20 protein-coding genes are annotated in these 26,038 nt (G+C 63.7%); 12 read left to right on the forward strand and 8 right to left on the reverse strand.

Annotated elements, in window-relative coordinates; all coding sequences use genetic code 11:
• Positions 1-16 precede the first annotated feature (16 nt).
• The 5 genes from BG83_RS0102055 to BG83_RS0102075 all read left to right on the forward strand — a co-directional run bounded on the left by BG83_RS0102055 (position 17) and on the right by BG83_RS0102075 (position 5,690).
• Complete coding sequence (locus tag BG83_RS0102055) at positions 17-1,612, forward strand: DUF2957 domain-containing protein (RefSeq protein WP_024975163.1); 1,596 nt, start codon at positions 17-19, stop codon at positions 1,610-1,612.
• A gap of 90 nt (positions 1,613-1,702) precedes the next feature.
• Entirely contained in the window at positions 1,703-2,962 is a 1,260-nt protein-coding gene (locus BG83_RS0102060) for a DUF2957 domain-containing protein (RefSeq protein WP_024975164.1), read from the forward strand.
• 74 nt (positions 2,963-3,036) lie between these two features.
• Entirely contained in the window at positions 3,037-3,861 is an 825-nt protein-coding gene (locus tag BG83_RS0102065) for an OmpW/AlkL family protein (protein WP_024975165.1), read from the forward strand.
• Positions 3,862-3,973: 112 nt separating this feature from the next.
• Positions 3,974-4,465 (forward strand): hypothetical protein, encoded by a 492-nt coding sequence (locus BG83_RS0102070; protein WP_024975166.1) that lies wholly within the window; start codon positions 3,974-3,976, stop codon positions 4,463-4,465.
• 211 nt (positions 4,466-4,676) lie between these two features.
• Complete coding sequence (locus tag BG83_RS0102075; protein WP_024975167.1) at positions 4,677-5,690, forward strand: MBL fold metallo-hydrolase; 1,014 nt, start codon at positions 4,677-4,679, stop codon at positions 5,688-5,690.
• 15 nt (positions 5,691-5,705) lie between these two features.
• On the opposite strand, the gene BG83_RS0102080 is transcribed toward BG83_RS0102075, so the two are convergent.
• The 3 genes from BG83_RS0102080 to BG83_RS0102090 are packed head-to-tail and all read right to left on the reverse strand — an operon-like array spanning position 5,706 to position 12,050.
• On the reverse strand, positions 5,706-6,983 hold the full coding sequence (locus tag BG83_RS0102080; protein ID WP_024975168.1) for a branched-chain amino acid ABC transporter substrate-binding protein: 1,278 nt from the start codon (positions 6,981-6,983) through the stop codon (positions 5,706-5,708).
• Positions 6,984-7,008: 25 nt separating this feature from the next.
• The gene (locus BG83_RS0102085; RefSeq protein ID WP_024975169.1) at positions 7,009-10,332 is read right to left on the reverse strand and encodes an acetyl-CoA carboxylase family protein; all 3,324 of its coding nucleotides are present in this window, start codon (positions 10,330-10,332) and stop codon (positions 7,009-7,011) included.
• A 14-nt stretch (positions 10,333-10,346) separates the two neighbouring features.
• Positions 10,347-12,050: an AMP-binding protein gene (locus BG83_RS0102090; RefSeq protein ID WP_024975170.1), complete on the reverse strand. Its 1,704-nt coding sequence runs from the start codon at positions 12,048-12,050 to the stop codon at positions 10,347-10,349.
• A 201-nt stretch (positions 12,051-12,251) separates the two neighbouring features.
• Here BG83_RS0102090 and BG83_RS0102095 point away from each other — a divergent pair, with 201 nt between their 5' ends.
• Positions 12,252-12,962, forward strand: coding sequence for a TetR/AcrR family transcriptional regulator (locus BG83_RS0102095; RefSeq protein ID WP_024975171.1), 711 nt, complete (start codon positions 12,252-12,254; stop codon positions 12,960-12,962).
• Here the strand turns inward: BG83_RS0102095 and BG83_RS0102100 are convergent.
• Positions 12,946-13,761 (reverse strand): MBL fold metallo-hydrolase, encoded by an 816-nt coding sequence (locus BG83_RS0102100; RefSeq protein WP_024975172.1) that lies wholly within the window; start codon positions 13,759-13,761, stop codon positions 12,946-12,948. The genes BG83_RS0102095 and BG83_RS0102100 overlap by 17 nt on opposite strands.
• A gap of 251 nt (positions 13,762-14,012) precedes the next feature.
• On the opposite strand from BG83_RS0102100, the gene BG83_RS0102105 reads away from it, so the two are divergent.
• On the forward strand, positions 14,013-15,494 hold the full coding sequence (locus BG83_RS0102105) for a DEAD/DEAH box helicase (RefSeq protein ID WP_419177588.1): 1,482 nt from the start codon (positions 14,013-14,015) through the stop codon (positions 15,492-15,494).
• A gap of 48 nt (positions 15,495-15,542) precedes the next feature.
• On the opposite strand, the gene gluQRS is transcribed toward BG83_RS0102105, so the two are convergent.
• Together gluQRS and BG83_RS0102115 are read right to left on the reverse strand one after the other, a co-directional pair.
• Entirely contained in the window at positions 15,543-16,478 is a 936-nt protein-coding gene (gene gluQRS, locus BG83_RS0102110) for a tRNA glutamyl-Q(34) synthetase GluQRS (protein WP_024975174.1), read from the reverse strand.
• A 62-nt stretch (positions 16,479-16,540) separates the two neighbouring features.
• Positions 16,541-17,443 carry a LysR family transcriptional regulator gene (locus BG83_RS0102115; RefSeq protein ID WP_024975175.1) on the reverse strand — a complete coding sequence of 301 codons (903 nt, stop codon included), beginning with the start codon at positions 17,441-17,443 and terminating at the stop codon, positions 16,541-16,543.
• A gap of 106 nt (positions 17,444-17,549) precedes the next feature.
• Between BG83_RS0102115 and BG83_RS0102120 the strand changes: the two genes are divergently transcribed.
• The gene (locus tag BG83_RS0102120; protein ID WP_024975176.1) at positions 17,550-18,248 is read left to right on the forward strand and encodes a pirin family protein; all 699 of its coding nucleotides are present in this window, start codon (positions 17,550-17,552) and stop codon (positions 18,246-18,248) included.
• Positions 18,249-18,324: 76 nt separating this feature from the next.
• Positions 18,325-18,897: a flavodoxin family protein gene (locus BG83_RS0102125; protein WP_004631035.1), complete on the forward strand. Its 573-nt coding sequence runs from the start codon at positions 18,325-18,327 to the stop codon at positions 18,895-18,897.
• A gap of 61 nt (positions 18,898-18,958) precedes the next feature.
• Here the strand turns inward: BG83_RS0102125 and BG83_RS30025 are convergent, their stop codons facing one another.
• Both BG83_RS30025 and BG83_RS0102135 read right to left on the reverse strand, forming a co-directional pair.
• On the reverse strand, positions 18,959-19,084 hold the full coding sequence (locus BG83_RS30025; RefSeq protein ID WP_268747321.1) for a hypothetical protein: 126 nt from the start codon (positions 19,082-19,084) through the stop codon (positions 18,959-18,961).
• Positions 19,081-19,929 carry a sulfurtransferase gene (locus tag BG83_RS0102135; RefSeq protein ID WP_024975177.1) on the reverse strand — a complete coding sequence of 283 codons (849 nt, stop codon included), beginning with the start codon at positions 19,927-19,929 and terminating at the stop codon, positions 19,081-19,083. Before BG83_RS0102135 ends, BG83_RS30025 begins: the two co-directional genes overlap by 4 nt.
• A 150-nt stretch (positions 19,930-20,079) precedes the next feature.
• Here BG83_RS0102135 and dnaE point away from each other — a divergent pair, with 150 nt between their 5' ends.
• The 3 genes from dnaE to BG83_RS0102150 all read left to right on the forward strand — a co-directional run bounded on the left by dnaE (position 20,080) and on the right by BG83_RS0102150 (position 26,026).
• Positions 20,080-23,598 carry a DNA polymerase III subunit alpha gene (gene dnaE / locus BG83_RS0102140; RefSeq protein ID WP_024975178.1) on the forward strand — a complete coding sequence of 1,173 codons (3,519 nt, stop codon included), beginning with the start codon at positions 20,080-20,082 and terminating at the stop codon, positions 23,596-23,598.
• Positions 23,599-23,681: 83 nt separating this feature from the next.
• Positions 23,682-24,749, forward strand: a complete 1,068-nt coding sequence (locus tag BG83_RS0102145) for a glycosyltransferase family 4 protein (RefSeq protein WP_024975179.1) — start codon at positions 23,682-23,684, stop codon at positions 24,747-24,749.
• Positions 24,746-26,026 carry an O-antigen ligase family protein gene (locus BG83_RS0102150; RefSeq protein ID WP_024975180.1) on the forward strand — a complete coding sequence of 427 codons (1,281 nt, stop codon included), beginning with the start codon at positions 24,746-24,748 and terminating at the stop codon, positions 26,024-26,026. Before BG83_RS0102145 ends, BG83_RS0102150 begins: the two co-directional genes overlap by 4 nt.
• Positions 26,027-26,038: the final 12 nt, after the last annotated feature.

Here is a 26,038-nt window from a genome sequence, read left to right on the forward strand (position 1 = left end):
ACGTGAGGAGACAACCATGGGTAGTCGACGTCATCTTTTTGTTGTCATGGCAACCAGTTGCATAGTGACCATGCCGTTTATCGGCGGGTGCGGTGGGGCGGATGACCCCGGCTCGTCGGATGTTGCACAGTGTTCGGGCAGCTCTTGCCCGCCTAGCGGAGCGAACACCACGCCCAGCACGCCGACCAGTCTGTGCCCGGCCGCGCTGGACTACACGACCACGTATACCGGCGGCTCGGGCAGCGGCGAGTACATCAAGGTCAAGTTCGACACGAGTAAGAACACGTACCAGATGCAGTTCCTGGAGTCGTCTGTGCCGACTTCGGCGGGCCAGGTCAACACGACCCGCAAGGGGTTGACCATCGATGGCACGTTCGTTCATCCGACCAACTTGCCGACCCCCGAGCAGAACCGCTGCGCTTTCGTGCTGCAGTCTGGCAAGACGGCGGACAGTAGCTACGCCATCACCGTCAATCCGCAAGACCCGCCGATGCTGTTTGTCGGCCAGGGCATCGTGGGGGGCGGCATTCCGGGAGCGACGATCCAATTTGCTGGCATCCAGCCGATTCCGGGCGTCGTGATTGGCGCAGTACCGTCGCGCACGTTCGATTTCTATCCTTTCCTGGGCTTCTCCGAGACGGTGACGGATTTCTCGCAGGTCGCGGGACGCTACAACCAGGTCGGCGTGCACGTCACGCCCACAGGATCGGGCAGCCAGACCTCGGCACCGCAAGGCTGGCAGCCTGACGCTGTCAACTGGACGCAAACGTTGAATGCCGACGGCACGTGTACCGCGGAAGGCATCGACTATTCGTGCCACACGACGGGTACGCCCTGGACGCTGCGTCAGAACACCGATGGCTCGCAGGACAATGTGTTCGTCAGCAACCCGACCAGCAGCAGCGTGCCGTATCCGTATGTCGGACAGGTCTCGCCGCTGGTGCTGCTGGCGCCAAGCCAGGCCAAGGGCATCCTCATCGCCGGCAAGCTCAACGGGCAAGTGGTGCCGGTGGTGATCCGTGTCGGCTACTCGCATAGCGATGCGACGAACTTGCTGGCTTCGGTGGCGGACGACCAGATCGGTATCTCGATCCTGTCACCGGCGACGGCGATCCCGGCCAACGCGCTCAAGGGTGGCTATGTTGGGGCGACCAGCGGCTCGGCTTGCGGCGTGGTCACCAACAACGGTCCGAGCGGTGCGCCTGCCAGTGGCAACGGCTTGAACGCGACGATCGATCACCCGGAACTGTCGGGCTCCTTTAGCGGTGGCTTCTTCCACGCCAATGCCGGCAACTGTAGCGACGGCACGGCCGTATCGACGCTGGCCGCCAACTACACCTCCACGCTGTTCCAGAACGGCACCGCGGCCTTCATCAACCCGCTCACCTCGCGTGTGACGGCGCAGTTCGGCCTGGACTACACGCAAAGCGCCCCGGGCAAGTTGATCGTGACCGCGCAGAACGACTTCAACGCGCAAGGCGCCAGCGGCAATGTTGCGCTGTTCAAGGCGGGCGACACCGGCGTGGCGGTCAAGGTGGGCAACGTGTACGCGATGCTCATGAACAACAACAAGTACAACCCGTTCTTCACGGTCGGCGCATTCGTCCAGTGAAGCGCGCAACAACGAAACCACATGCGGCGGCGTGCGTGACCTGTGCACGCAGCGCTGCCGCGGCTGAACAACAACATGGAGGAGACGCAAATGCAATGGCGTAAATGGTTGGTCGTGCTCGCGTGCGCGCCGATGGTGACAGCTTGCGGAGGTGGCGGAGATGACTCGCCGGCTCCGGTGATCCAGCGCCTGTGTCCGCAGGCCATCGACTTCAACACCGTGTTCACCGGTGGGTCGGGCTCGGGTGAACTGGTGAAGGTGCAGCTCGACACAACGAAGATGACGTACCAGATCACGTATCTGGCCTCGCCGATTCCGGTCAAGACGGGCACCGTTGCGCCCACGCGCGATACGGCCCCTAACAATGTGCAGACCGGCACGCTCACGCAGGAAACGGCGCTGCCGACCGAGAAGCTGAACCAGTGCGCATTCCGCCTGAATAACGCAAGCCTTGATCCGAGCCGGCCTGCGCGGTTCTTCCTCGGTCAGGGCGTGCTGGGCGGCACGATTCCAGGGGCGACGATCCAGTTCGACGGCATTGTTGGCGTGGGCAAGATTCCGCAGACCACGTTCCCGTACTACCCGTTCATCAGCTTCTCGAACACCGAGACCGATCTGAACAAGATTGCGGGCAACTACAACCAGCTCGGCTACCACCAGGTGCCGTCGCAGAACTTCTCGCAGCAGGCGGTCGATGCGCGTTTCACCATCAACGCGGACGGCACCTACACCGAGTGCGACAACCTGGGCGTGAAGAACGGCGGGGCCTGCCTGACGTCAAGCGCAACAGTCAACCAGAAGCTGACGCTGCGCAGCGATGCGCCGGCCTTCACCACGCTGAACTATCAGCCGCAGGTGCCGGCAACGGTGTCGTCGCTGGATCCGTCCAAGGCGGGCAAGGGCGTGATGATCGTGGGCAAGCTGTATGGCCAGCTTGTGCCGATCTTCATTCGCGTGGGCGCGGCCAACTCCGATCTGACGGCTGGCCCCCCGGTGGCGGATGACGAGTCCGGCATTTCGATGATGGCGCCGGTCGGCAACATCGCGCAGGGCTCGCAAGACGGCGAATACACGGGTGTGGACAGCACGTTCAACTACCGCGCCACGGCGCTGGTGGGTGCGCAGGCCACGATGCTCGATCCGTTCAATGCGTCGCAGGCAGCGCTGGCGCGACCGCTGAACCTCGACTTCACGCAGACCGTCCCGGGTGTGATCCGCACCACGCAGACGAGCGCCCCGGCCGGCTCGGCCCCCACGGGCAAGCTGATCTTCACCGGCAAAACCTTCGGCTTCCTGGACATGAGCGATACGAAGAACCCGTACTTCACGGTGGGCGCCTTCGTGCAGTGACGTTTCCGGAATAACACGCCACGGGGCGCGGCACAGACAACCGCGCTCCGCTCAGAACAACAGGAGGAAGCATCATGAAACAACTGACTGTCGCATTGGTGGCGGCCTGCGCATCCGCGGGTGCCATGGCGCAGCAGGCCGGTGACAACGTGGCGACGGTGGGCTGGTTCCACATCATGCCGCAGGACTCGAGCAACAACCTGACCACCAGCGTGATCAATGCGCCGATCAATGATCCGCTACGCTTGCCGGGCAGCTTTACGTCGCCCAACAGCGGGCTGCGCGTGAGCAACGCCAACACGCTCGGCCTGACGCTCACGCACTTCTTTACCGACAACATTGCGCTGACCACGATTGCCGGCGTGCCACCCGAGTTCAAGTTGACTGGGCATGGCGTGATCCGCGCGCCCGGGCCCGCAGGTGCACTCGGACACGTTGATCTGGACGATCCGTCCAATCAGCCGGCTGTGCGCAAGGCGCGCCAATGGAGCCCCGGGGTCATCCTGCAGTGGTACTTCGGGCATGCGCAATCGACGTTCCGTCCGTTCGTGGGTGTGGGCGTGGTCTACAGCTTCTTCACCAACATCGAGCTGAATCCGTACTTTGCGGCGGCGGTGAATCGCGAGCTGGGCAGCGTGCTGGCAGCGGGGGCGGGTAAGCCGGGGCCGACCTATGTCGAAGGGAAATCGTCCGCCTCGTGGGCGCCGATCTTCAACCTCGGGGCGAGCTACGCGATCAACAAGCAATGGGCCTTGACGGCAACGGTGTCGTACCTGCCGCTCAAGACCGAGGCGGCAACCGTCATCAAGGCGGCGGACGGTACCACGCTGGCTACCACCAAGACCACGCTCAAGGCCAATCCGATCATCACGTTCGTCGGGGTGTCGTACAAGTTTTAGCTGGGTGTCGGCTGTCTGCGCCTGGCTAATTGGCGCGGCGTGAATCGAGCGGGAACCGGTTTGCGCCGCATTCTTAAGGCGGTTTCTACCGTCAGTTCTAGTGAGGCAATAAATGAGCACACGTAAAGTCGTATCTCTTGCAGTTGCACTCGCACTTGCCACCGTAGCAGCCACACCCGCACTTGCCGTCACCGTTTCGCGTGTCGATGGTCAAGCCATGAACCCGAACGGCGAGCCGTTCTCGGTCACCGGTGCGACCACGTTGTCCAAGGGCTCCATCAGCGCCAATTGCACGGCGACCTTCACGGGGACGATCACGCCTACGGGCATCGTCAACATCACGTCCACATCGTTTACCGGCGGCGGGACGTGCGGCCTCATCTCGGGAACGACCCCGTGGACCGGCCAGGCCGACAGCGCCACCCAGCTGTCGATCAACAACGCAGGGGTCAGCGTGTTCCTGCTGGGTAACTGTGGCCCGAGCAAGGTCGTGACCACTTGGAACGATCCGAACTCGTCGCTCACGTTCACCAATGCACTGCTCACGCCGGACTGCACGGTGAGCGGCACGGTGGTATCGACGCCGAAGTTCCACGTGCAGTAAGCACGTTCCCGATTGACGGGCGGTTGCGCAGCCGCCGTCGATTGGTCTGAAGCATGGGCCCGGCATGTCGGGCCTTGTTTCTTTTCGCGGGCCGCTTTTCTGTCTGAGCAATACCCCTGTCGCCAATGGCGGCAACGTAATGTGCTGGGCGGTGGCATGATCCGGCTTTCGCCGCTGCACCGGGGCAGCGGTCTTTCCCAGGAGCCAAGACATGCGTTTGCTCACCTCTGCCGCCGTGGCCGCTGCGATGGCGGTGTCCGTCGGATTTGCCCACGCCCAAACCGCAGCATCAGCTGCAGCTGCCCCAGCGGTCAGCACCGCCGCTACGCAACAACGCACCCAGGTGCCCGGCTACTACCGCATGGCGCTGGGCGACGACGTTGTGACTGCCCTCTACGACGGCTATACCGATCTGCCCGCCAAAACTTTGCTTGGCCTGAATGCGCAATCGGTGCAGAGCCTGCTGGCGCGGATGTTCGTATCGAACACGCCGGGCATGCAGACGGCGGTGAACGGCTTCCTGATCGACACTGGAGCCAAGCGCATCCTCGTCGATACGGGTTCGGGCACCTGCTTTGGCCCGACGATGGGCGGCCTGGCTGGCAACGTTCGTGCGTCCGGTTACCAGCCCGAGCAGATTGACGCCGTGCTGCTGACGCACCTGCATCCGGACCACGCATGCGGCCTGTTGACGCCGCAAGGCCAACCGGCCTTTCCGAATGCGCAGGTGTATGTGGCCGCGCCAGAAGCCGGTTTTTGGTTGAGCGAAACGATTGCCGCTTCCAAACCGAGTGACATGCAGCCGTTCTTCAAAATGGCGCGCGACTCGGTCGCGCCGTATGCGGCCGCGGGCAAGCTCAAGCAATTCAAGCCGGGCGACGAGGTGGTGCCGGGCGTGCGCTCGGTGGTCGCCAACGGGCATACGCTGGGGCACAGCGGTTACCTGTTTGCATCGAAGGGACACAGCCTGCTGGTGTGGGGCGATATCGTGCACAGCCACGCGGTGCAGTTCCAGCACCCCGAGGTCGCGTTCGAATACGACGTCGACAAGAAGGCCGCCGTTGCCTCGCGACGCAAGCTGTTTGTGGAAGCCGCGCGGGACAAGCTCTGGGTGGCCGGCGCACATCTGCCGTTCCCGGGCCTGGGGCATGTGCGCCGCGACGGCAACGCCTTCGCCTGGGTGCCGATCGAGTACGGCCCGCTGCGCACGGACCGCGCTGATTGATCCCCGATTGGTCCGTCAAGCGCCTGCCGGTCGCTTCATCTTGCAAGTGGTCGGCAGATCCAGGTCTTTGGCCGGGGTCGTGCTCTCGGTCTTGTGACCCCATTGGGTGCCGTCGTAGCCGACCTTGACGGTCTTTCCGTCTACCGGTGCGATTGTCGATACCACTTGCGGCAGCAGCAACTGGTGGTCGACCTTGCGCATCGTGACGTCGCCCAGGAAGCTCTGTTTCTGCATGCCTTCCAGTGCCAGCGCAATCTTCAGCGGATCGGTGGAATTGGCTTTGCGGATGGCGTCTGTTACGAGTTCGACCGACAACACGGTGCGCGGCGCGAAGTGCTCGCCGGCGGGCGTCTGGCGCACGCGGGCATCCATCTGCATCAGTTGCGCGTTGCCGTTGCCGGGCGTCCATTCCGCAACCCAGGTCACCTTGCCGATCTTGGCCTGCGACACGGCCAGCACGGTGCCCGGGGCGCCTGCGCCGCTGTGGTTCAGATAGCGCATGTCATAGCTCATGTCGCCCGCAGCCTTGATGAGCAGGTTCAGGTCTTGCCCCCAGTTGCCGGTGAGCAGCGTGTCAGCGCCCGTCGCCTTGGCCTTCGAGACGTAAGGTGCGAAGTCCTTCACCTTGCCAATCGGGTGCAGCGTCTCTCCGGTGAACTGCACGTCGGGTCGCGCGGCCGAGATCATCTGCTTGCCCAATGACGCCCACAGCCGGCCGTGTGCGTAGTCCTGGTTCAGCGAGTAGACCTTGCGGATATCGGGCTGCGTTTTTACAAAATTGGCCAGCGCGCGCATCTTCATCGCGGTGTTGGCCTCGGTGGCGAAATGCCAGAAGCTGCAATGCGCGCCGGTCAGGTCGGGATCGATCGACGCGTAGTTGATGATCAGCACGCGCTTGGTCGGATTGCGCTCGTTGTGCTTGGTGGCCGCATCCACCATGGCGGCCACCACGGACGAGCCCGAGCCGCCGGTGAAGACGATCTTCGCCCCAGCATCGATGGCGCTTTGCAGCGCCGACAGACTGTCTTGTGCCGACAGCTTATTGTCATAGGTCGACAGCTCGTAGCGGGCGCCGTTCAGCACGCCTTGCGGTTGTGCGTTGGCGTCGTCGATGCCGAGTTTCAGATTCGCCAGAAACTGCTCGCCCACATTCGAGAGCGGCCCGCTCAACTGATCAATGAACGCCACCTTGATGGGCGCTGAGTCTGCGGCGTGCGCCAGCGGTGCGAACAACAGCGCCCCGGCACAAGCCAACGCGGACAAGGGACGGGCAAAGCGAATCACTGCGGGCATGTCTCCTCCTTGTGTGTGTTCTCGTCTACCACGTGTCGATGAAACGGCGCGTGGCTGGGTCGCGCGCGTGCCGCGGCTGCGCAGGCGGCGTTGATTGCAGCCCCCGCAACAACCAGCGGCGCGTATCGGCTGGGTCGATCACGGCGTCGATCTCGAGATAGCTGGCGATGTTGAGCGCGCGGCCTTCCTCGTAGGCGGCATCGACCATCTTGCGGAACAGCGCCTCGCGCTCGGCAAGGTCTTCCACCGCTTCCAGCTCTTTGCGATAACCCAGGCGGATGGCGCCTTCGATGCCCATGCCGCCAAACTCGCCGCTCGGCCACGACGCGGTGAAGAACGGCGCGTGGAAACCGCCCGCGGCCATGGCCATCGCCCCGAGGCCGTAGCCTTTGCGCAGCACGACGGTGAAGAAGGGCACGCGCAAGTTGCCCGCCGTCACGAACATGCGGCTGACGTGGCGCACGGTGGCGGTTTTCTCAGCTTCTGGCCCGACCATGAAACCCGGTGTGTCGCACAGCGAGACGATGGGCAGATCGAACGCGTTGCACAACTGCATGAAGCGTGACGCCTTATCCGCGGCCGCCGCATCGATGGCGCCGCCCAGGTGGCGCGGGTTGTTGGCGATGCAGCCGAAGGCGCGCCCTTCGATGCGGATCAGCGCGGTGATGATGCCCACGCCAAAGGCCTGCCGCAGCTCCAGCACGGAACCTGTATCGGCCAGCGCATCGATCACGGCGCGCATGTCATAGCTACGCATGCGGTTTTCGGGAATCGCGTGGCGCAGGTGGCGCACGTCGCCGGCTTCCCACTTGGTGAGCGGACCCTGGAAATAGCTCAGATAGCGGCGCGCGACATCCACGGCTTCGGTCTCGTCGTCGACCAGGACATCGATCACGCCATTGGGCGCCTGCACGCTCACGGGGCCGACCTCTTCGGGCGCGTATACGCCAAGGCCGCCGCCTTCAATCATGGCCGGGCCGCCCATACCGATGGTCGCGTCGCGTGTGGCGATGATCACGTCAGCGCAGCCCAGCAGCGCGGCATTGCCCGCAAAGCAGCGGCCTGACACGATGCCGACGGTCGGCACCAGCCCAGAGAGGCGCGCGAAGTGAATGAAGGTCGGGCAGTCCAGGCCGCTGACGCCGCGCTTTTCAGTGTCGCCCGGCCGGCCGCCGCCGCCTTCGGCGAACAGCACAACGGGCAGCTTCCATTGCTGCGCCAACTCCAGCGCGCGGTCGGTCTTCTTGTGGTTGAAGGTACCTTGTGTCCCGGCCAGCACGGTGTAGTCGTACGCGAGCACCATGAAGCGCGCATCCTGATCTGGAAAGTGCGCGCCGTTGACGGTGCCAATGCCGGTGATGATGCCGTCAGCCGGTGTCGAGCGAATCAAGTCATCGAGCGCGCGCCGTTGGCGTTGCGCCGCAATGGCCAGCGCGCCGTACTCGATGAATGAGCCAGCGTCGCACAGGTGGTCGATGTTCTCGCGCGCGGTGCGCTGGCCGGTCTTGCGGCGGCGGGCAATGGCTTCCGGGCGGTTTGCATCGAGGCCGAATGCATGGCGGTCGATGACGGCCTGCAGGTCGGGGCGAATATGGTCGAGGGCGATCTCGGTGTCGGCGGTTGCGTGGTCGTGTTGCGCGTCGCTGGGCTGCAGCACGGCCAGCGGCTGGCCCTCGCGCACCGTTGCGCCTGCCTGAGCGCAGACCTGCAGCACGCGTCCGGCCGCGGGCGCGATGACGACGTGCTCCATCTTCATCGCTTCAATCACAGCGAGCACCTCGCCGCGTACGACCGTGGCACCGGCTTCTGCGTGGATCTGAATGAGCGCGCCATCCATTGGCGCGGTGAGGACTTCGGCGTCGTCAGGAAGCTCGTCGACGAATGCTGTTGCAGGCGTGACGTCAGTGGCTGCGATCGACGTGGCGTGCAGCGCGGGATGGGCTTCGCCATTGCCAGCGGCCAGCTCGGCGAGCTTCGCATCGAGGAACTGCGTGTGCACGGCGTTGGCTTGCACGTCGGCATTGTGCAGCAGGTCTTGCAGCAGCCGCTTGTTGGTGGCCAGTCCTTCGATGCGGAACTCACACAGCGCGCGGTACGTCTGTGCCAGCGTCTGCGCATACGTGCCGTGCGGCGCGTGGACGATCAATTTGGCCAGCAGCGAATCAAAGCGCGGGTTCGGACGGTAGCCCGCATAACCGCAGGTGTCGACGCGCACGCCGGGGCCGTTGGGTGGTTCGAATGCGGTGAGCGTGCCGGTGGATGGATGCGGTTGTCCGGACGCATCGATGGTCTCGGCATTGATGCGCACTTGCACGGCATGGCCGCGCGGTGCGATTGGCCGAGCAAGCCCCAGGTCGGTGAGCGAGGCACCTTGCGCCAGGGCCAGTTGCGTCATCACCAAGTCAACGCCCGTCACCATTTCCGTGACGGTGTGCTCGACTTGCACGCGCGGGTTGGCTTCCATGAAGTAGAACGTGGCGTGCGGCGTGCCCGCGCCTTCCACGAGGAACTCGAACGTGCCGATGCCGCTGTAGCCCGCCGCTTTGGCGAGTGTGACGGCAGCGTCAGCGATGCGCGTGCGCAGGGCGTCGTCCAACGCGGGGCTGGGCGCGATCTCGATCAGTTTCTGGTGACGGCGCTGCAGGCTGCATTCACGCTCGCCGAGATGCATCACGTGGCCATGTGCGTCTGAAACGATCTGGATTTCGATATGGCGCGGCGCAGGCACCAGCGCTTCCACATAGACGTCTCCGCTGCCCGGTTGGCCGCCACCGGCGGTGGTGGCTTCAGAGACGCAACGCGCATACGCGTCGGCAATCGCCTGCGCATCGTGCACCGCGCGCATACCGCGTCCGCCGCCGCCGGCCACGGCCTTGATCATCATGCCGTGCGAGGGCGGCAGCGCGGCGAAGAAGGCGCGCGCATCTTCAAGCGCGGTCGCGCCTTGCGTCCCGCTGACGATGGGAATGCCAGCCTCGTGCGCAAGTGCCCGCGCACGTGCCTTGTCGCCGAAGAGGTCGAGCACGCGCGGTGACGGTCCGATGAACTGCACTCCGGCCTGTGCGCACTGGCGGGCGAAGGCGGCGTTCTCGCTCAGGAAGCCATAGCCGGGATGAACGGCATCGGCGCCGACGGCGCGTGCAGCCGCGAGGATGGCTGCACCGTCGAGATAGGCGCGCGGGCCGGTGCCAGGCAAGGGCACGGCTTCATCGGCGCGTAGTGGGTGCAGCGCGTCGCAATCGTCTTCGGAATAGACGGCGACCGAGGGCAAGCCCATCGTGGCGGCTGCGCGGGCAATGCGAATGGCGATCTCGCCGCGATTGGCGATCAGCAGTTTGCGAAACGTCATGGAGCAGGCGTGGGTTAGAGCTGTTCAGCGAGTGGTGCAAGATCCTGTTTGCGCACCTTGCCGGTGGCCGTGAGCGGCAGCGTGTCGACGATGCGCACGACGGGCACCTTGTAGATAGCCATGTTCTCGCGACACCAATTGGTAAGGGCGGCGTCATCCAATGTGCCGACGGCCTCGGGCCGCAGCATCACGAAGGCGACGGGAAGCTGGCCGCGTTGTTCGTCGGCGCGGCCCACGACGGCAGAACCGAGGATGGCCGGATGCTTGCCGAGCATGGCTTCGATCTCCGCCGGGAAGACGCTCATGCCGTTGACCTTGAGCATCTCCTTGCGGCGGCCGAGATAGTGGACGTAACCCTGTTCGTCAATGCAGCCGATGTCGCCGGTGTGGAACCAGCCGTTGCGCAGGGTTTGCGCGGTGGCGTCTGGCTTGTTCCAATAGCCTTTGAGCAGCGTCGGCGTGCGCACGCAGAGTTCGCCTTCGGCGCCGATCGGCATCAGTTCGTGCGTGTCGAAATCGCAGATCTTGAAATCGGTGCCCGGCACCGGCAACCCGACGAAAATCGGTTGCGATCGCAGGTCGAAATCGTCGTCCTGCATGCCGACCGTGAAGCTGTTGCAGGTCTGCGTTTCTGTCATGCCCCAGGCGCTCTCGGCCATCATCGAGCCGGTCAGTTCGCGCCATGCACGGCGGTACTCGGGGTTCAGCTTTTTCACGAACGACGACACGCCCGTATGCCGCAGCGAACGTAAGTCGTACGCATGCACACGAGGATGCGCCATCACCTCGGCCGCGCTGTCGACAAGCATCGAGCCGTTGGTCACGCAGTAGCGCTGCACGCCAGCCATGAAGGCCTCCGCATCCCAGCGAGCGAGCAGCACAAGCGGCACGCCAAGGAAGGCTGGGAAGATCAGGCCGGTGTTTTCGCCGGCAATCCAGAACTGCGGATAGAAGCTGAGCATGACGGTGTCGGCATCCGCGCGCAGCGATACGGCCGAGAACGCGGCAGCCATGTCCACCATGTCGCCCTGCGTGTGGATGCAGCCCTTAGGCAGCCCCGTCGTGCCGCCGGTGTAGTTGAGCGCAGCAACCGCATCAAGCGAACCAGGCGGAAGAGGGATCGGCGTGGTCTGAGCCAATGCGGGCAACAAGTCGATTGCATCGCCGCAGGCCAGCGGCGGCTCGGTCAGCATTGCCGGGAGCGGCAGCGTCGGCTGTGCGGGGAGCACGTCTGCGTAACGGGTGACGAAGACGTGCTCGATCGATGTTTCGGCCCGCACGTCACGCACCAGCGGCATAAGGCGATCCAGCGTGACGATGGCCCGCGGTGTGGCGTCGCTCAGCGCATGCATCAACTCCGCTCGCTGCGATAGCGGGCTGATCGGCACATACACGGCGCCCAGCTTGAGAATGCCGAAGAACACCGCATTGAATTGCGGGCAGTTCGACAGGAACACCGCAACGCGGTCGCCCGCGCCAATGCCGTGTTGCGTGAGCAGCGCGGCGAAGCGGTCGGAGAGATCGTCAAGCTGGGCGAACGTCGTGTCGTGCCCGTAAAAGTGGATGGCCGGCTTGTCTGGCGTGGTGCGCGCCCAGTGCCGCAGATAGTCTGTGAGGGCAGCGCGCCCGATCGGGTAATGCGGCTCGCGGGGGGTATCGACCGGCCATGCGCGCGCCCAGAGCGCGCGAACGCGGCCGAGATACTCGGACTCGTCCATCGACAAAGCTTGTCTCCGTTGGATTGTGCAGTGCGTGCGCACGGCGGCGCCGCACTATCTATACTGGAAAGTAATTTTTTATACCAACGGGTAAGAATATAGAAAGCGTTCTTTGATGCGTCAAGCATTTGAGCGCGATGATGTCGCCAAGATGCGCGTATGCCACGGCGCATACGCGGGCGACATGCGAAAATATGCGCCATGTCCACCGTCCGCAAATCCGCCGTTTCCGACGTGCAACCGTCTGCTGAAACCGAGGCGCCCGAAGCCCCCGGCGTCGCACCGCCGGCCACGCGCCCGCACATCGCCGAGCGGCAGGAGGCCCGCCGCCGGCAGATTCTCGACACAGCCGCGCAGCTCTTCTTCACCAAAGGCTATGCCGGCATGACGATGAGCGACCTGTGCAACGCGCTGGGCGTGACCAAACCGGCGGTGTACTACTACTTCACCGACAAGTACGAGATTTTCGACATTCTGTGCCGCGAGGCCGCGCAGGACTGTCTGTCGGCGATCCGGGAAACGGCCGATCAGGCCCTACCCGTGCGGGAGCGCCTGCAGGCGTGTCTGCTGGAAATGGCTCGCCGTTGCATCGACTGCCACTACGCCGCAGCACTGACGTATCGCGATCGGCAATACCTGCGCCCCGAAACGGTGGAATGGCTGCACGGCATGTCGCGGGCGTATTACCGCGATCTCTATGCGCTGCTCGATGAGGGCAAGCGCGCCGGCGTGTTCGACTTTGGCGATGCGCGCGTCGCCGCGCACTCGATGGGCGGTGTGATGGGCTTCATGTACACGTGGCACGATCCATCGCGCATTGACGCCGGCGTGCTGGCGCACGAGTTGTCGAGCGCCATGATGAAGATCATTCTGCCGGCCGCCCCAGGCCCAGCAACTAAACCCGCGTCCTGAGCGCCGCGCTAGCAGTTGCGCTCGGCAAGACGGGGAGGCGGAAGATCTCCGGCGTCATCAGGTCGATGCCGCAATCGAGCGTTTCCACCCAATCGATGAACCGCTTGACCATGGCTGGCCCGCGAAACGGCTGGCCGTGCTGCGGCACGATCCATTCGATGTCCAGCCCGCGCACCATCTGCGCCCATAGCCGGCACACCCGGTTGCCGCTCATGTAGCGGCGGTGGAAGGGCGCCATCAGCGGCAGGTGCGCGTCAAAATCTTCCACGGGCTTGGCGGCCACGTTGGCGTGCACCATCGACGCCCCCAGATCGCCCGAGAACAGGATGCGCGATACCGGATCGTAGAACTGGAAGTTGCCCTCGGAATGCAGGAAATGCGCCGGCACCGCCAGCAGATGTGATTGCCCCAGCGGAATCGCCATGCCCGTATCCGGGATCGGCACGATGCGGCCCTCGGTTTTGCCGACCGTGCAGAAATGCGGCAGAAAACGCTCCCACACGCGCGAGATCAGGATGTCGCAGCTCGAGCTCGTCAGCCACCGTCCCGCCGAGGCGACGATATCTGGATCTGCATGCGAGGCCAGCACGTAGTCGAGCTGCTTGGGCGAAAAGTACCGGTTCATCGCCAAAAACAGCGCGTTGTAGGTCATCTGACCCCCTGGGTCGATCAGCGCGCCGTGGCCGTGATCGACGATCAGGAATTGGTTTGTCTGCACCGGCAGGTCGTCGTGATCGTCGACCAGGTCGGAAAACATCAGGCAGACATGCTCGGGCGTTTCGTAGAGCGTCGTGACCATGGGAGAGGGCGGGCGCGGTTGGAATGCTCCGATGGTCGCGCAGGGCGTGGCCGCCACACTTGATCCGTGTCAAGGCCGGTGTGACGTCGGCATTGGCCTGGGTGGCCGATCATCCGGCCCCGGCTGGGTCTCACGTGATAAACTCTTGATCTTTAACGCTTTGCGCGAGCCGCACGCGGGTTTTCCGCTTGGGTCTGGCGCGCCGCCATGCCAACCGGCATGCCGCATCTCCCCCTATGAATACTGCAACGATGTCTGAAGCGTCAGAAGCGCCGGCCAATGAATCGGTGACATTCGACAGCTTCGGCCTGCATCCGGACGTCCTCCGCGCGCTGACCGAAAGCGGTTACACCAAGCCCACGCCCATCCAGGCTGCCGCCATCCCGGTGGTGACTGCCGGCTGCGACGTCATGGGCGCCGCACAAACCGGCACCGGCAAGACCGCCGGTTTCTCGCTGCCGATCATCCACAACCTGCTGCCCGACGCCAACACGAGCGCATCGCCTGCGCGCCACCCGGTGCGAGCGCTGATCCTCACGCCCACGCGCGAGCTGGCCGACCAGGTGTACGACAACGTTGCCAAGTACGCGAAGTACACGGCGCTGCGTAGCGCGGTCGTTTTCGGCGGTGTCGACATGAACCCGCAGACGGAGCAACTGCGCCGCGGCGTGGAAATCCTCGTTGCCACGCCGGGCCGTCTGCTCGATCACGTGCAGCAGCGCAGCGTGAACCTGTCGCAGGTGCGCATGCTGGTGCTGGACGAAGCCGACCGCATGCTCGACATGGGCTTCCTGCCCGACCTGCAGCGCATCATCAATCTGCTGCCGGCGCACCGCCAGACGCTGCTGTTCTCGGCCACGTTCTCGCCCGAGATCAAGAAGCTGGCCGCCAGCTACCTGCGTCATCCGCAAACCATTGAAGTGGCGCGCAGCAACGCCACTGCAGAAAACGTCCGCCAGGTCATCTACACCGTGCCGGACAACCACAAGCAGGCCGCGCTCGTGCACCTGCTGCGTCAGCGAGCAGAGCAAGGCCTGCCACGCCAGTGCATCGTGTTCTCCAACAGCAAGATCGGCTGCTCACGCCTGGCGCGAGCCCTGGAGCGCGAAGGCATCAACGCCAACGCCATCCACGGCGACAAGACGCAGACCGAGCGCATGCAAACGCTCGAAGCGTTCAAGCAAGGTACCGTGGATGTGCTGGTCGCCACCGACGTGGCGGCGCGCGGTCTCGACATCTCGCAGATGCCGTGCGTGATCAACTTCGACCTGCCGTTCAACGCAGAAGACTACGTGCACCGTATCGGCCGCACGGGTCGTGCAGGCGCTTCCGGTGACGCTCTGTCGCTGTTCGCCCCGGGCGATGAACGTCTGCTGGCGGACATCGAAAAGCTGATTAAGCGCAATTTGCCGCGCGAGCAACTAGCCGATTTCGATCCGACCGGTGAACAGGCTCGTGACCGTGAACGCCGCGAGCGCGACGAAAAGCGTGCCCGCAGCGAAGTCCGCCGCTCCCGCGAGCGTGAAGACCGCAACGGTGCCCGCGTGTTGGATCACACGATCGTGCGCCCGCCTTTCCGCCCATCGGACGACCCGTTCTTCAATCGCCCGTACGAATCGTCTCTGCCAGCGGAATCGGCAGAAACTGCCAAGCCAGCGCAAGCGACCGGGCATCCGCGTACCGCCAAGCGCCCAATCGCGGCGCTGCTCGGTGGCGTGCCGCGCAAGCGTTAAGTCAGTCGACTGAAAACGGCGGCGCTCCTGCCGCCAGGGTCAATTGCCTCAGGCCGTTTGTGCCAGGCGATTGGCCCATGCCGGGACGGCGTCTCGGTAAAACCCCTCTACATCCCCCGCACGAATCTCCAGCCCCAGGTGCTGCGCCGCTTCTGTTAGCGCGGCCAGCGGTTGACTGCGGTTGATGGCGCGCGCGCCCGTCTGCTTGCTGAGTTTCTCGCCGTCGGCGTTCACCACCACGGGCACGTGCAGGTAGCGCAACGCCGGCAGCCCGAGCAAGCGCTGCAGGTAGATCTGGCGCGGCGTCGAGTCGAGCAGGTCGGCGCCGCGCACGACGTCCGTGATGCCTTGGGTGGCATCGTCCACCACCACCGCAATCTGGTACGCCCACATGCCGTCGGCGCGCTTGAGCACGAAGTCGCCTACGGCTTCAGCCAGGTTCTGGCATTGCGTGCCTTGCCAGCGGTCGTTGAAGCAGATGGTAGCGGCGTCGGCATCCGGCACCCGCACGCGCCAAGCGCGCGGCGGGCGGCCGTGGAGCCCGTTGCGGCACGTGCCGGGATAGATCAGGGTCTGGTGACGCACGTGCCCATTGGCGTCAATGCTGGTGACGGAATCCGCAATCTCGCGGCGCGTGCAGCCGCACGGGTAGAGGCTCCCGATTGCTTGCAGTTGCTCGAGCGCCTGTTCAAAGCGTGACAGGTGCGCGCTTTGCCACTGTGGGACCTCGTCGGGAATGAGCCCGAGTGTATCCAGTGTGGCGAGGATGTCGCGGTCGGCGCCGGGCACGTTGCGCTGAAAATCGATGTCTTCAATGCGCACGAGCCACGTGCCGCCGTGTACGCGTGCATCCAGCCAGCTTGCCAGCGCGGTGACCAGCGAGCCGATATGCAACGGCCCCGTGGGCGATGGCGCAAAGCGGCCGCGGTATTGGCCGCGCGACGACGTGGTGGATTCCGGAAAATCGAGATTGGCTTGGGACAACGCAACGCTCCAGGCGCAGAAGTCGATGGCGCTATTGTGCGCGATTTGTCCGCACGAGGCGGCTACTGCATCATCAGGGCCTGCCCCAGGCGCGGGTCTTCCAGCTTGTCGACCCACCATTGCAGCGCCTTGCCGCGCATGTTGTTGCGCCAGGCAACCTGAAACGTGCCGGCACGCTTGTCTTCGGTGGTTTCCTTGGCGATCAGCACGCCGGAATCCAGATACGGTTGCGCCAGCGGCACCGGCAACCAGCCGCAGCCCAGGCCACGAATCTGCGCCTGCACCTTGTCAGCCATGGACGGCACCACCAGCGTGTCCTGTCCGGCCATCACGCCGATGGTGCGTGCGGGCAGATTGCGTGACGTATCTCCGACGGCAACGATGCGATGCCGCGTGATGGCGGTTGCAGGCAAAGGCTCCTCCATGTGCGCCAGCGGATGATGTGCCGCCACCGCAAACACAAAGGGAATGTTGCCCACCGTGCGTGTCTGAATGCCCTGTACCTGCATCACCTGCGCCGGCCCGATCAGCAGATCCGCGCGGCCTGAGAGCAGTGCGTCCCACGTGCCGGCCAGAACCTCACGGCTGAAGCGCAGTCGCGTGGCGGTGTTCTCCGCGTAGAAATCCTGGATGACTGGCATAAGTGCGCGAAAGTGCACGAGATCGTCGACTACGATGGTCAGTGTGGCTTCCCACCCGGTGGCGAGGCGTTTGACGCGGCGCGCGAGTTCGTCGGCGGCCTGCAGCAGGTGACGGCCTTCGTCGAGCAATGCGCGGCCAGCGGGCGTGAGTTCCGCCCGATGGCGGCGGCGGTCAAACAGCAGGACATCGAGATCGTCTTCCAGCTTGCGCACCACATATGTCAGCGCCGACGGCACTTTGCCCAGTTCGTGCGCGGCGGCGGCAAAGCTGCCCTTGCGTTCGATCGCGTCCAGCACTTCCAGAGATTCCAGTGATAGCGCCATGTTCAGAATTTTTGATGTATTGAGTCAAAGCCATACCGCGAAACTATAGCCAATCTGCGTACCATTCACACATCGACGCAGTAATTTGGATAGGAGATTCATCAAAATGATTGAAATCCGCCCCTCTCAAGATCGCGGTTACGCAGATCACGGCTGGCTCAAGTCGTATCACAGCTTCTCGTTTGCCGATTACATGGACCCGGAACACGTTCAGTTCGGGCCGTTGCGCGTCATCAATGAAGACCGCGTCGCCGCCGGTATGGGCTTTGGCACCCACGGCCACCGCGACATGGAAATCATCAGCTACGTGCTGGATGGTGAACTGGCGCACAAGGACAGCATGGGCAACGGCAGCGTGCTGCGCCCGGGCGACGTGCAACGCATGACGGCTGGGACAGGCGTGCGTCACTCCGAGTTCAACCACGCGCAGGATCAGACCACGCATTTCCTGCAGATCTGGGTGCTTCCCGCGCAGTTGAACCTCACGCCGGGCTACGAAGAACGCCATTTCGACGAGGCTGCCAAGCGCGGCAAGCTCGCCCTGATCGCGAGCACCGATGGTCGTGACGGTTCGGTGAAGGTGCATCAGGACATGGTGCTCTACGCCGGCAAGTTTGATGGCGCAGAAACTGCGTCCTTGCCCATTGCCGAAGGCCGCCGTGCTTACGTGCACGTGGTTCGCGGCAAGGTGAGCATCAACGGTCGCACGCTGGTTGGCGGCGACGCAGCCAAGCTGACGCAAGAAGAGGCCGTGACGCTCTCTGGCGGCGAAGACAGCGAAGTGCTGGTGTTCGATCTGCCGTAATGTTCGTGGCGCACGCTGTGTGCGCCATTTTTCTTTTCCGTTGTCCCCCGCGATACCCAACCCCAAGAGGATTCCCATGGCACGAGTTGCAGTCGTTTATCACAGCGGTTATGGCCACACCAAGAAGCAGGCAGAGGCCGTGTTTGCAGGCGTGCAAGGCGCCGGCGCCGAAGCGCACCTGATTTCGGTCACAGACGTCAACGACGACACGTGGGCGCTGCTGGCCGGCGTCGATACGATCGTCTTTGGCGCGCCGACCTACATGGGCGGCGTTTCGGGCGACTTCAAGAAGTTTGCCGATGCATCGTCCAAGGCATGGTTCACGGGCGCGTGGAAGGACAAGATCGCCGCGGGGTTCACGAATTCCGCATCGATGAATGGAGACAAGTACGCGTCGATCCAGTACCTGTGGACGCTGTCGCAGCAGCACGGAATGATCTGGGTCGGCACGGGCATGATGCCGGCCAACAGCAAGGCCGCCACGCGCAACGACGTGAATTACCTGGCGGGCTTTGGCGGCGCGCTGGCGCAATCGCCGTCTGATGCGAGCCCTGAAGAGGGTCCGTTGCCGGGCGACCTGGAAACCGCCAAGCTGTTCGGTGAGCGCATTGTTGCCATCACCAATCAGTTCGTGCGCGGCCGTCAGTAAAGCGGATCGCTCAAAGAAAAAACGCCGGCATGTCCGGCGTTTTTTTGTGCGCTGTTAAGGGTCAGAAGCGCGTGCCGGCGCCGCAGAACACGCCGCGGTTGGAGCCACCCTCGCAGCTCGTTGCGCAGCCGGCCAATGCTGCCAGGCACACCGTGCTGATGAAGAGGAGGGCGGCGAAGCGCTTCATGCAGCGGCCCGCGTTTGGCTGCCCGCGCAATGCGGGCAGCGCTGGCCGGGGATGTAGTCGGCGGATTGCTGTTCTTCCGGCGTCACCACGGCGCGGCAGGCGAAGCATTGTTTCGGCCCTGCTGGCAGCAGCTCAGCATTGAGAGCCGTGCGGTGGTCGAACACGAAGCAGTCGCCGTCGTAATGGGCGCCGCCCACTTCCTCGAAATACTTGAGGATGCCGCCTTCGAGCTGATACACGCGCTCGACGCCGATCTCCTGCATGTGGATTGCCGCCTTTTCGCACCGGATGCCGCCGGTGCAGAAGGACACGACCGTCTTGCCGGCAAAGTCGTCTTTGTGCGCGGCAATGGCGGGCGGGAATTCGGTGAATTTCTTGAGGTTGTATTCGACGACGTTTTTGAATGTGCCGACGGCAACTTCATAGTCATTGCGCGTGTCGAGCATCACCACTGGGCGGCCCTCGTCGTCGTGGCCCTGGTCGAGCCAGCGCTTGAGATCGGGCGGCGCAACCGACGGCGCGCGGCCGTCTTCCGGGCGGATCAGCGGGTGGCGCATGGTGATGATTTCTTTCTTCATGCGCACCAGCAAGCGGCGGAACGGCTGGTGGTCGGACAGGCTTTCCTTCGGTGCCAGGTCAGCAAAACGGGCGTCGGCGCGCAGCCAGCCGACGATGCCGTCAATGGCTTCACGCGAGCCGGCCAGAAAGATGTTGATGCCCTCGGGCGCCAGTAGAACGGTGCCCCTCAGCTCGCGCGCCTGGCATTCGGCCAGCAGGGCGGCGCGCAAGGTCTCGCGGTCATCGAGGGTGACGAATTTGTAAGCGGAAATATTGACGATCTGCATGTGCTGCCGCGCCATTTTTTGGCGCTTTGGGTAACCCGTTGATTCGTAAGCCGAAATTATAGCCGCCCGAGCAGCCGCGCGGGGTTGTCGATGATCAACCGGACACGCCCCGAATGCTTTACGGAAGATGTCACCCGGTACAATACGCGGATGAATTCGCCGCGCTTCGTCCACCTCCGCCTCCACTCCGAATACTCCGTCGTCGATGGCAACGTCCGTCTGGACGATGCCGTCAAGGCCGCAGCCAAAGACGGCATGGGCGCCTTGGCGCTGACCGATCTCGCCAACGCCTTCGGGCTGGTGCGCTTCTACAAGGAGGCGCGCGGCAAGGGCGTCAAGCCTATCGTCGGCGCCGACGTGTGGATCACCAATCACGATGAGCGCGACAAACCGGCACGCCTTCTGTTGTTGGTCCGTGACAAGCAGGGTTACCTGAACCTGTGCCAGTTGCTGGCCCGTGCTTGGCTCTCCAACCAACATCGCGGCCGCGCGGAAATCGCCCCCGAATGGTTCGACGAGCCGGGCGTGGAAAATGCCCCATTGGCCACGGGCCTGCTGGCGCTCTCAGGCGCCATGGGCGGCGATATTGGCATGGCGCTGGCCAACGGAAACGAGGCGCTGGCGCGCAAGCTGGCGACGAACTGGTCGCGCGTGTTTCCGGGCGCCTTCTACATCGAACTGCAACGCGCCGGGCAGACTGGTACCGAGGCCTACATCCAGCAAGCCGTGAAGCTCGCATCGGCCATGCAGTTGCCGGTGGTTGCCACGCATCCGGTGCAGTTCATGACCCCGGACGATTTCACGGCCCACGAAGCGCGCACCTGTATTGCGGAGGGCGAACTGCTCGCCAATCCACGCCGTGCCCGTCGTTTCACGACCGAACAGTATTTCAAGACGCAGGACGAGATGTGCGCGCTGTTTGCCGACATCCCGTCCGCGCTGGCCAACGCAGTGCAGATCGCGCAGCGCTGCAACCTCAAGCTGGAACTGGGCAAGCCCAAGCTGCCGCTGTTCCCGACGCCCGATGGCATGTCGCTGGATGACTATCTCGTCCAGCTTGCCAAGGAAGGGCTGGAAAAGCGCATGGAAGTGCTGTTCCCCGACGAGGCCGTGCGCGAATCCAAACGCGCCGAGTATTACGCTCGCCTGGAATTCGAGACCGGCACCATCATCAAGATGGGCTTCCCGGGCTATTTCCTGATCGTTGCGGACTTCATCAACTGGGCCAAGAACAATGGCGTGCCGGTGGGGCCGGGCCGGGGTTCCGGTGCCGGTTCGCTGGTGGCATACGCGCTGGGCATTACCGATCTGGATCCGCTCAAATACAACCTGCTGTTCGAGCGTTTCCTGAACCCGGAACGTGTGTCGATGCCCGACTTCGACATCGACTTCTGCCAGCACGGCCGCGACCGCGTCATCCAGTACGTGAAGGAAAAATACGGCAAGGACGCCGTCTCGCAGATCGCCACCTTTGGCACCATGGCCGCCAAGGCCGCGGTGCGTGACGTGGGCCGCGTGCTCGATCTCGGCTACAACTTCGTTGACGGCGTGGCCAAGCTGATCCCGTTCAAGCCGGGCAAGCTCGTCACACTGGAAGAAGCCAAGAAGGAAGAGCCGCTGCTGGCCGAGCGCGAAGCCAACGAAGAAGAGGTCAAGCAGCTCCTGGAACTCGCACAGCGTGTGGAAGGCATGACGCGTAACGTCGGCATGCACGCGGGCGGTGTGCTGATCGCCCCGGGCAAGCTGACCGACTTCTGCCCGCTCTACACGCAAGGCGGCGAAGATGCGGGCGTCGTCAGTCAGTACGACAAGGACGACGTGGAAGCCGTCGGCCTGGTCAAGTTCGACTTCTTGGGCTTGACCACGCTCACGATCCTCGACTGGGCCGAGCGCTACATCCGCATGCTCGATCCGTCCAAGGCAGATTGGAACTGCAGCCACATTCCGCTGACGGACAAGAAGGCGTTCGACATCCTGAAGTCGGCCAACACGGTGGCTGTGTTCCAGCTGGAAAGCCGCGGCATGCAGGGCATGCTGAAGGACGCCAAACCTGACCGCTTTGAGGACATCATCGCCCTGGTGGCGTTGTATCGCCCAGGCCCGATGGACCTGATTCCGAGCTTCTGCGCGCGTAAGCACGGCCGCGAGAAGGTCGAGTACCCCGACCCGCGCGTTGAGCCGGTGCTCAAGGAGACCTACGGCATCATGGTCTACCAGGAGCAGGTGATGCAGATGGCGCAGATCGTGGGCGGTTACTCGCTCGGCGGCGCTGACTTGCTGCGCCGAGCGATGGGTAAGAAGAAGGCCGAAGAAATGGCCGAGCACCGCGCGCTGTTCCGCGCGGGGGCGGCCAAGGACGGGCTCTCCACCGAAAAGGCCGATGAAATCTTCGACCTGATGGAGAAGTTCGCGGGCTACGGCTTCAACAAGTCGCACGCGGCTGCCTATGCGCTGCTGGCGTACTACACGGCTTGGCTCAAGGCGCATCACCCGGCCGAATTCATGGCAGCCAACATGTCGCTCGCCATGGACGACACCGACAAGGTGAAGATCCTCTACGACGATGCCCGAGGCAAGAACGGACTGACCGTGCTGCCGCCGGATATCAACGCGAGCCAGTATCGCTTTGCGCCGACCGACGCCAAGACCATCCGCTACGGCTTGGGCGGCGTGAAGGGCAGCGGTCAGGGTGCGATCGAAGACATCCTGCGGGCACGCGAAGATGGCCCGTTCAAGGACTTGTTCGACTTCTGCGAGCGTGTTGACCGGCGCCAGGTCAATCGCCGCACGATCGAAGCGCTGGTGCGTGCCGGCGCCTTCGACAGCCTCCACGATAACCGCGCACAGCTGCTCGCCTCGATCGGCCTGGCCATGGAAGCCGCCGAGCAGAAGGCAGCGGCCGCCAACCAGGTGTCGCTGTTCGATTTGATGAGCTGCGACGATGCCGAGCAGCATCGCCCCGAACTGGTCGACGAGCCGGCGTGGTCGACCAAGCGCAAGCTGCAGGAAGAAAAGCAGGCGCTGGGTTTCTACCTTTCCGGCCACCTGTTCGATGAATGCCGTGACGAGGTGCGCCGCTTTGCGCGTACGACGCTGGCCGATCTGGCCCGCGAAGTGACCGACAAGGGCAATGGCGGCGGCTACGGCAACCGCGATGCGCGTAACAAGACGGTGGCAGGCGTGATCGTCGGCCAGCGCACACAGATGACGCAGCGCGGCAAGATGCTGATCGTCATGCTCGACGACGGCTCTGCCAGCGAAGCCACCGAAGTGACGGTCTTCAACGAAGTGTTTGAAGCCAATCGCGCGCTGTTCAAGGAAGACGAAGTGCTGATCGTGCAGGGCAGTGCCCGGCACGACATGTTCACTGGCGGCGTGCGCGTGACAGCCGAATCTGTCATGGACATGACCCAGGCGCGTGCCAAGTTTGCGCGGGCGATTCGTTTGTCGATGAATGGCGATTCAACTGCGGCCAAGCTGCGCGACTTGCTCTCGCCGCATGTCGCGGCGGATGGCAATGGCGTCTCGGTGCGCATCAGCTACGTCTGCGAACAGGCCCGCTGCGAAGCGGTGCTCGGCGACGCTTGGCGCATCGTGCCGAGCGAAGCGGCAATCGCCGCACTGCGTCAGGCGCTGGACGCCGAGAACGTGGCAACGGTGTACGAGTAGTTCGAAGATGGCGCGGGGGGCGTCATCGCCGGGCGCTGGCTCGGCACGACTGCAGTCTCAATACGATTATTACTAGAGCATCCATGAACGTCGGAATCTCGTGCAACGCGCTGGGCTACAGCGGCGGCAGCGAGCGCTACGCGATGGACCTGGTGCGCGGCTTGCATGAGCGCGACATCCGTCCCGTGTTCTTCGCCAAGATGGTGGACAAGGCGCTTCCCGAATATCGCCAGGTCAAGGCCGTTGCATTGCCCACACGCAAGCTGCCAGGCAAATTGAACGACCACGCGTTCGGCTGGCTGGTGCGCTATCTGGCCAAGCGTGAGCACATCGATCTGATGATCGGCTGCAACCGTACAGGGGCATCGGATATCGCCATTTGCGGTGGCACGCACGTCGGCTATCTCAAGAGCTTTTCCAAAGAGGCTGCCTTCTGGGACCGCCAGCAGATCGCGCTGGAACGCCGGGACTACGTACGCTCGCATGTTGTCGTTGCACACTCGAGGTTGATGGCGCAGGAGGTGCTCGACTATTACGACATTCCGGCGGCCAAGGTGAAGACGGTGTACCCGCCGGTGAGCGAGACGAAGTTCTCGCCGGTGGACGAGACCGAGCGTCAGCGCCTGCGCGATGAGCTGGGCTTTGCGAAGGATCGCATCACGTTTGTGTTCCCGTCGTCGAGCCACAAGCGCAAGGGCTATCCGCTGCTTGAGGCGTTCTTCTCCAAGACGGATTTGCCGGTGCAACTGGCGGTGATCGGGCGGCCGGTGTCTTCGTCCTCGCCCAACATCCGCTACCTGGGATACCGCAAGGACATCGAGAATGTCTACCGCGCAGCGGACTACACGATCCTGGCTTCGCACTACGAGCCGTTCGGGCTGATCGGGGTGGAGTCCGTGCTGTGCGGCACACCTGCCGTACTGGCAGCCAATATCGCCTGCACCGAGGTGATCTCGGAAGAAGGTGCGCCCACCTTCGATCTGAACGATCCAGCCACGCTGGCGCGCACGATCGAGGCGGCTGTTGCCCGTGCGCAGGCTGGCCAGGCGCGCCTGGCGAATCCGCGTGAACACCTGCGCTATGACCCGAGCATCGCTGCGCACATCGATGCGCTCCTGGCGCTTGCCCCTGGCGCGGGGACATTGCGATGAGCGGTTTGATGCAACGTGGCCGGACGCTGATATCCAGTGCGCCGGCGGCTCTGGCCGTGTTTGGAATCGCCATCCTCCCGGCCTTCATGCTGTCGCTGCGCGGCGCAGCGTTCCTGTCGTTCCTGCTGCTACTGGTTGCGGCGTTCTGGTCGATGCTGGCCGCGCCTGCAGAAATCATGAACCGACTGCGAGCGATGTGGCGCGAACATCGCTGGCTGATTCTGGCAATGGCCGCCATGCCGACTGCGATGCTGATCAGTGCGCAGCTGAACCCGGCCGCGCCGCGCACTGTGCCGTTTGCCTATGGCCGGCTCTGGCTGTTCGGATTGGCGCTGTTTGCGTTGCTGCAACTGCGTCCTAAACAGTTGGAGAGTGTGCAGTGGGGCTGCGTTGCCGGGGCCCTCGGTTCGGCGGTGTGGTCGTATTTTGAGTTGCGAGCGGGAAGAACCGGCACTGTAGGCGCGTTTTCCAACGCCATTCCGTTCGGCAACTTATCGTTGTTGATGGGATTGTTCTCACTGATATCGATCGGTTGGGCGAAAAATGACGGTTGGCCTCTGATTGGACTGCGTCTGGCAGCGGGAGGCGCTGGGCTCTATGCGTCGTACCTGTCCCAGGCGCGCGGTGGATGGATTGCAATCCCCGTACTACTGCTGATCGCCGTGGCGACGCTACGGCATGTGAGCTGGAAGAAGCGAGCGACTGCCTTGCTGGTGTTCTTCGCGCTGTTGGCGGCGATATGCGTGTCGTCGAGTATGGTGCGAACCCGCTTTGATCAGGCGATGGGGGACATTCATGCCTATCAGGCTGGTCAGACCAACACCTCGGTCGGCATCCGCTTCCAACTCTGGAAAGCGGCTACGCTGATGTTGACGCGCCATCCAATAGCCGGGGTGGGAAGAGGCCAATTCGAGCCCGCTCTCAAGGCGATCCACGCGGAGGGCTTGATTACACAGGAAGCGACTGCCTTCGAGCATGCCCACAACGAGTTTCTATACAATGGCGCCACGCTTGGCGTGCTGGGCATCGGCGCATTGTTGGCGCTGTATCTGGTGCCTGCCGCGTACTTCGTGCGCGCCGCCTTGTGCGACGATCGCATCCTACGCACCACGGGGGCGATGGGCCTCACGTTATGTGTCGGCTTCGTACTGTTCGGGCTGACCGAGGTGATGCTGATCATCGCGCAGACGGTTGTGTTCTACAGCGTGATGGTGGCCGTATTCACCGCGCATATTCATCGGCGCCGGCAGCAGCTTGGCGCCGCTCCTGTTCTCTGAGATCGCTTTCGC

This window comes from Ralstonia pickettii (genome assembly GCF_000607165.1).
GTDB classification, from domain to species: domain Bacteria; phylum Pseudomonadota; class Gammaproteobacteria; order Burkholderiales; family Burkholderiaceae; genus Ralstonia; species Ralstonia holmesii.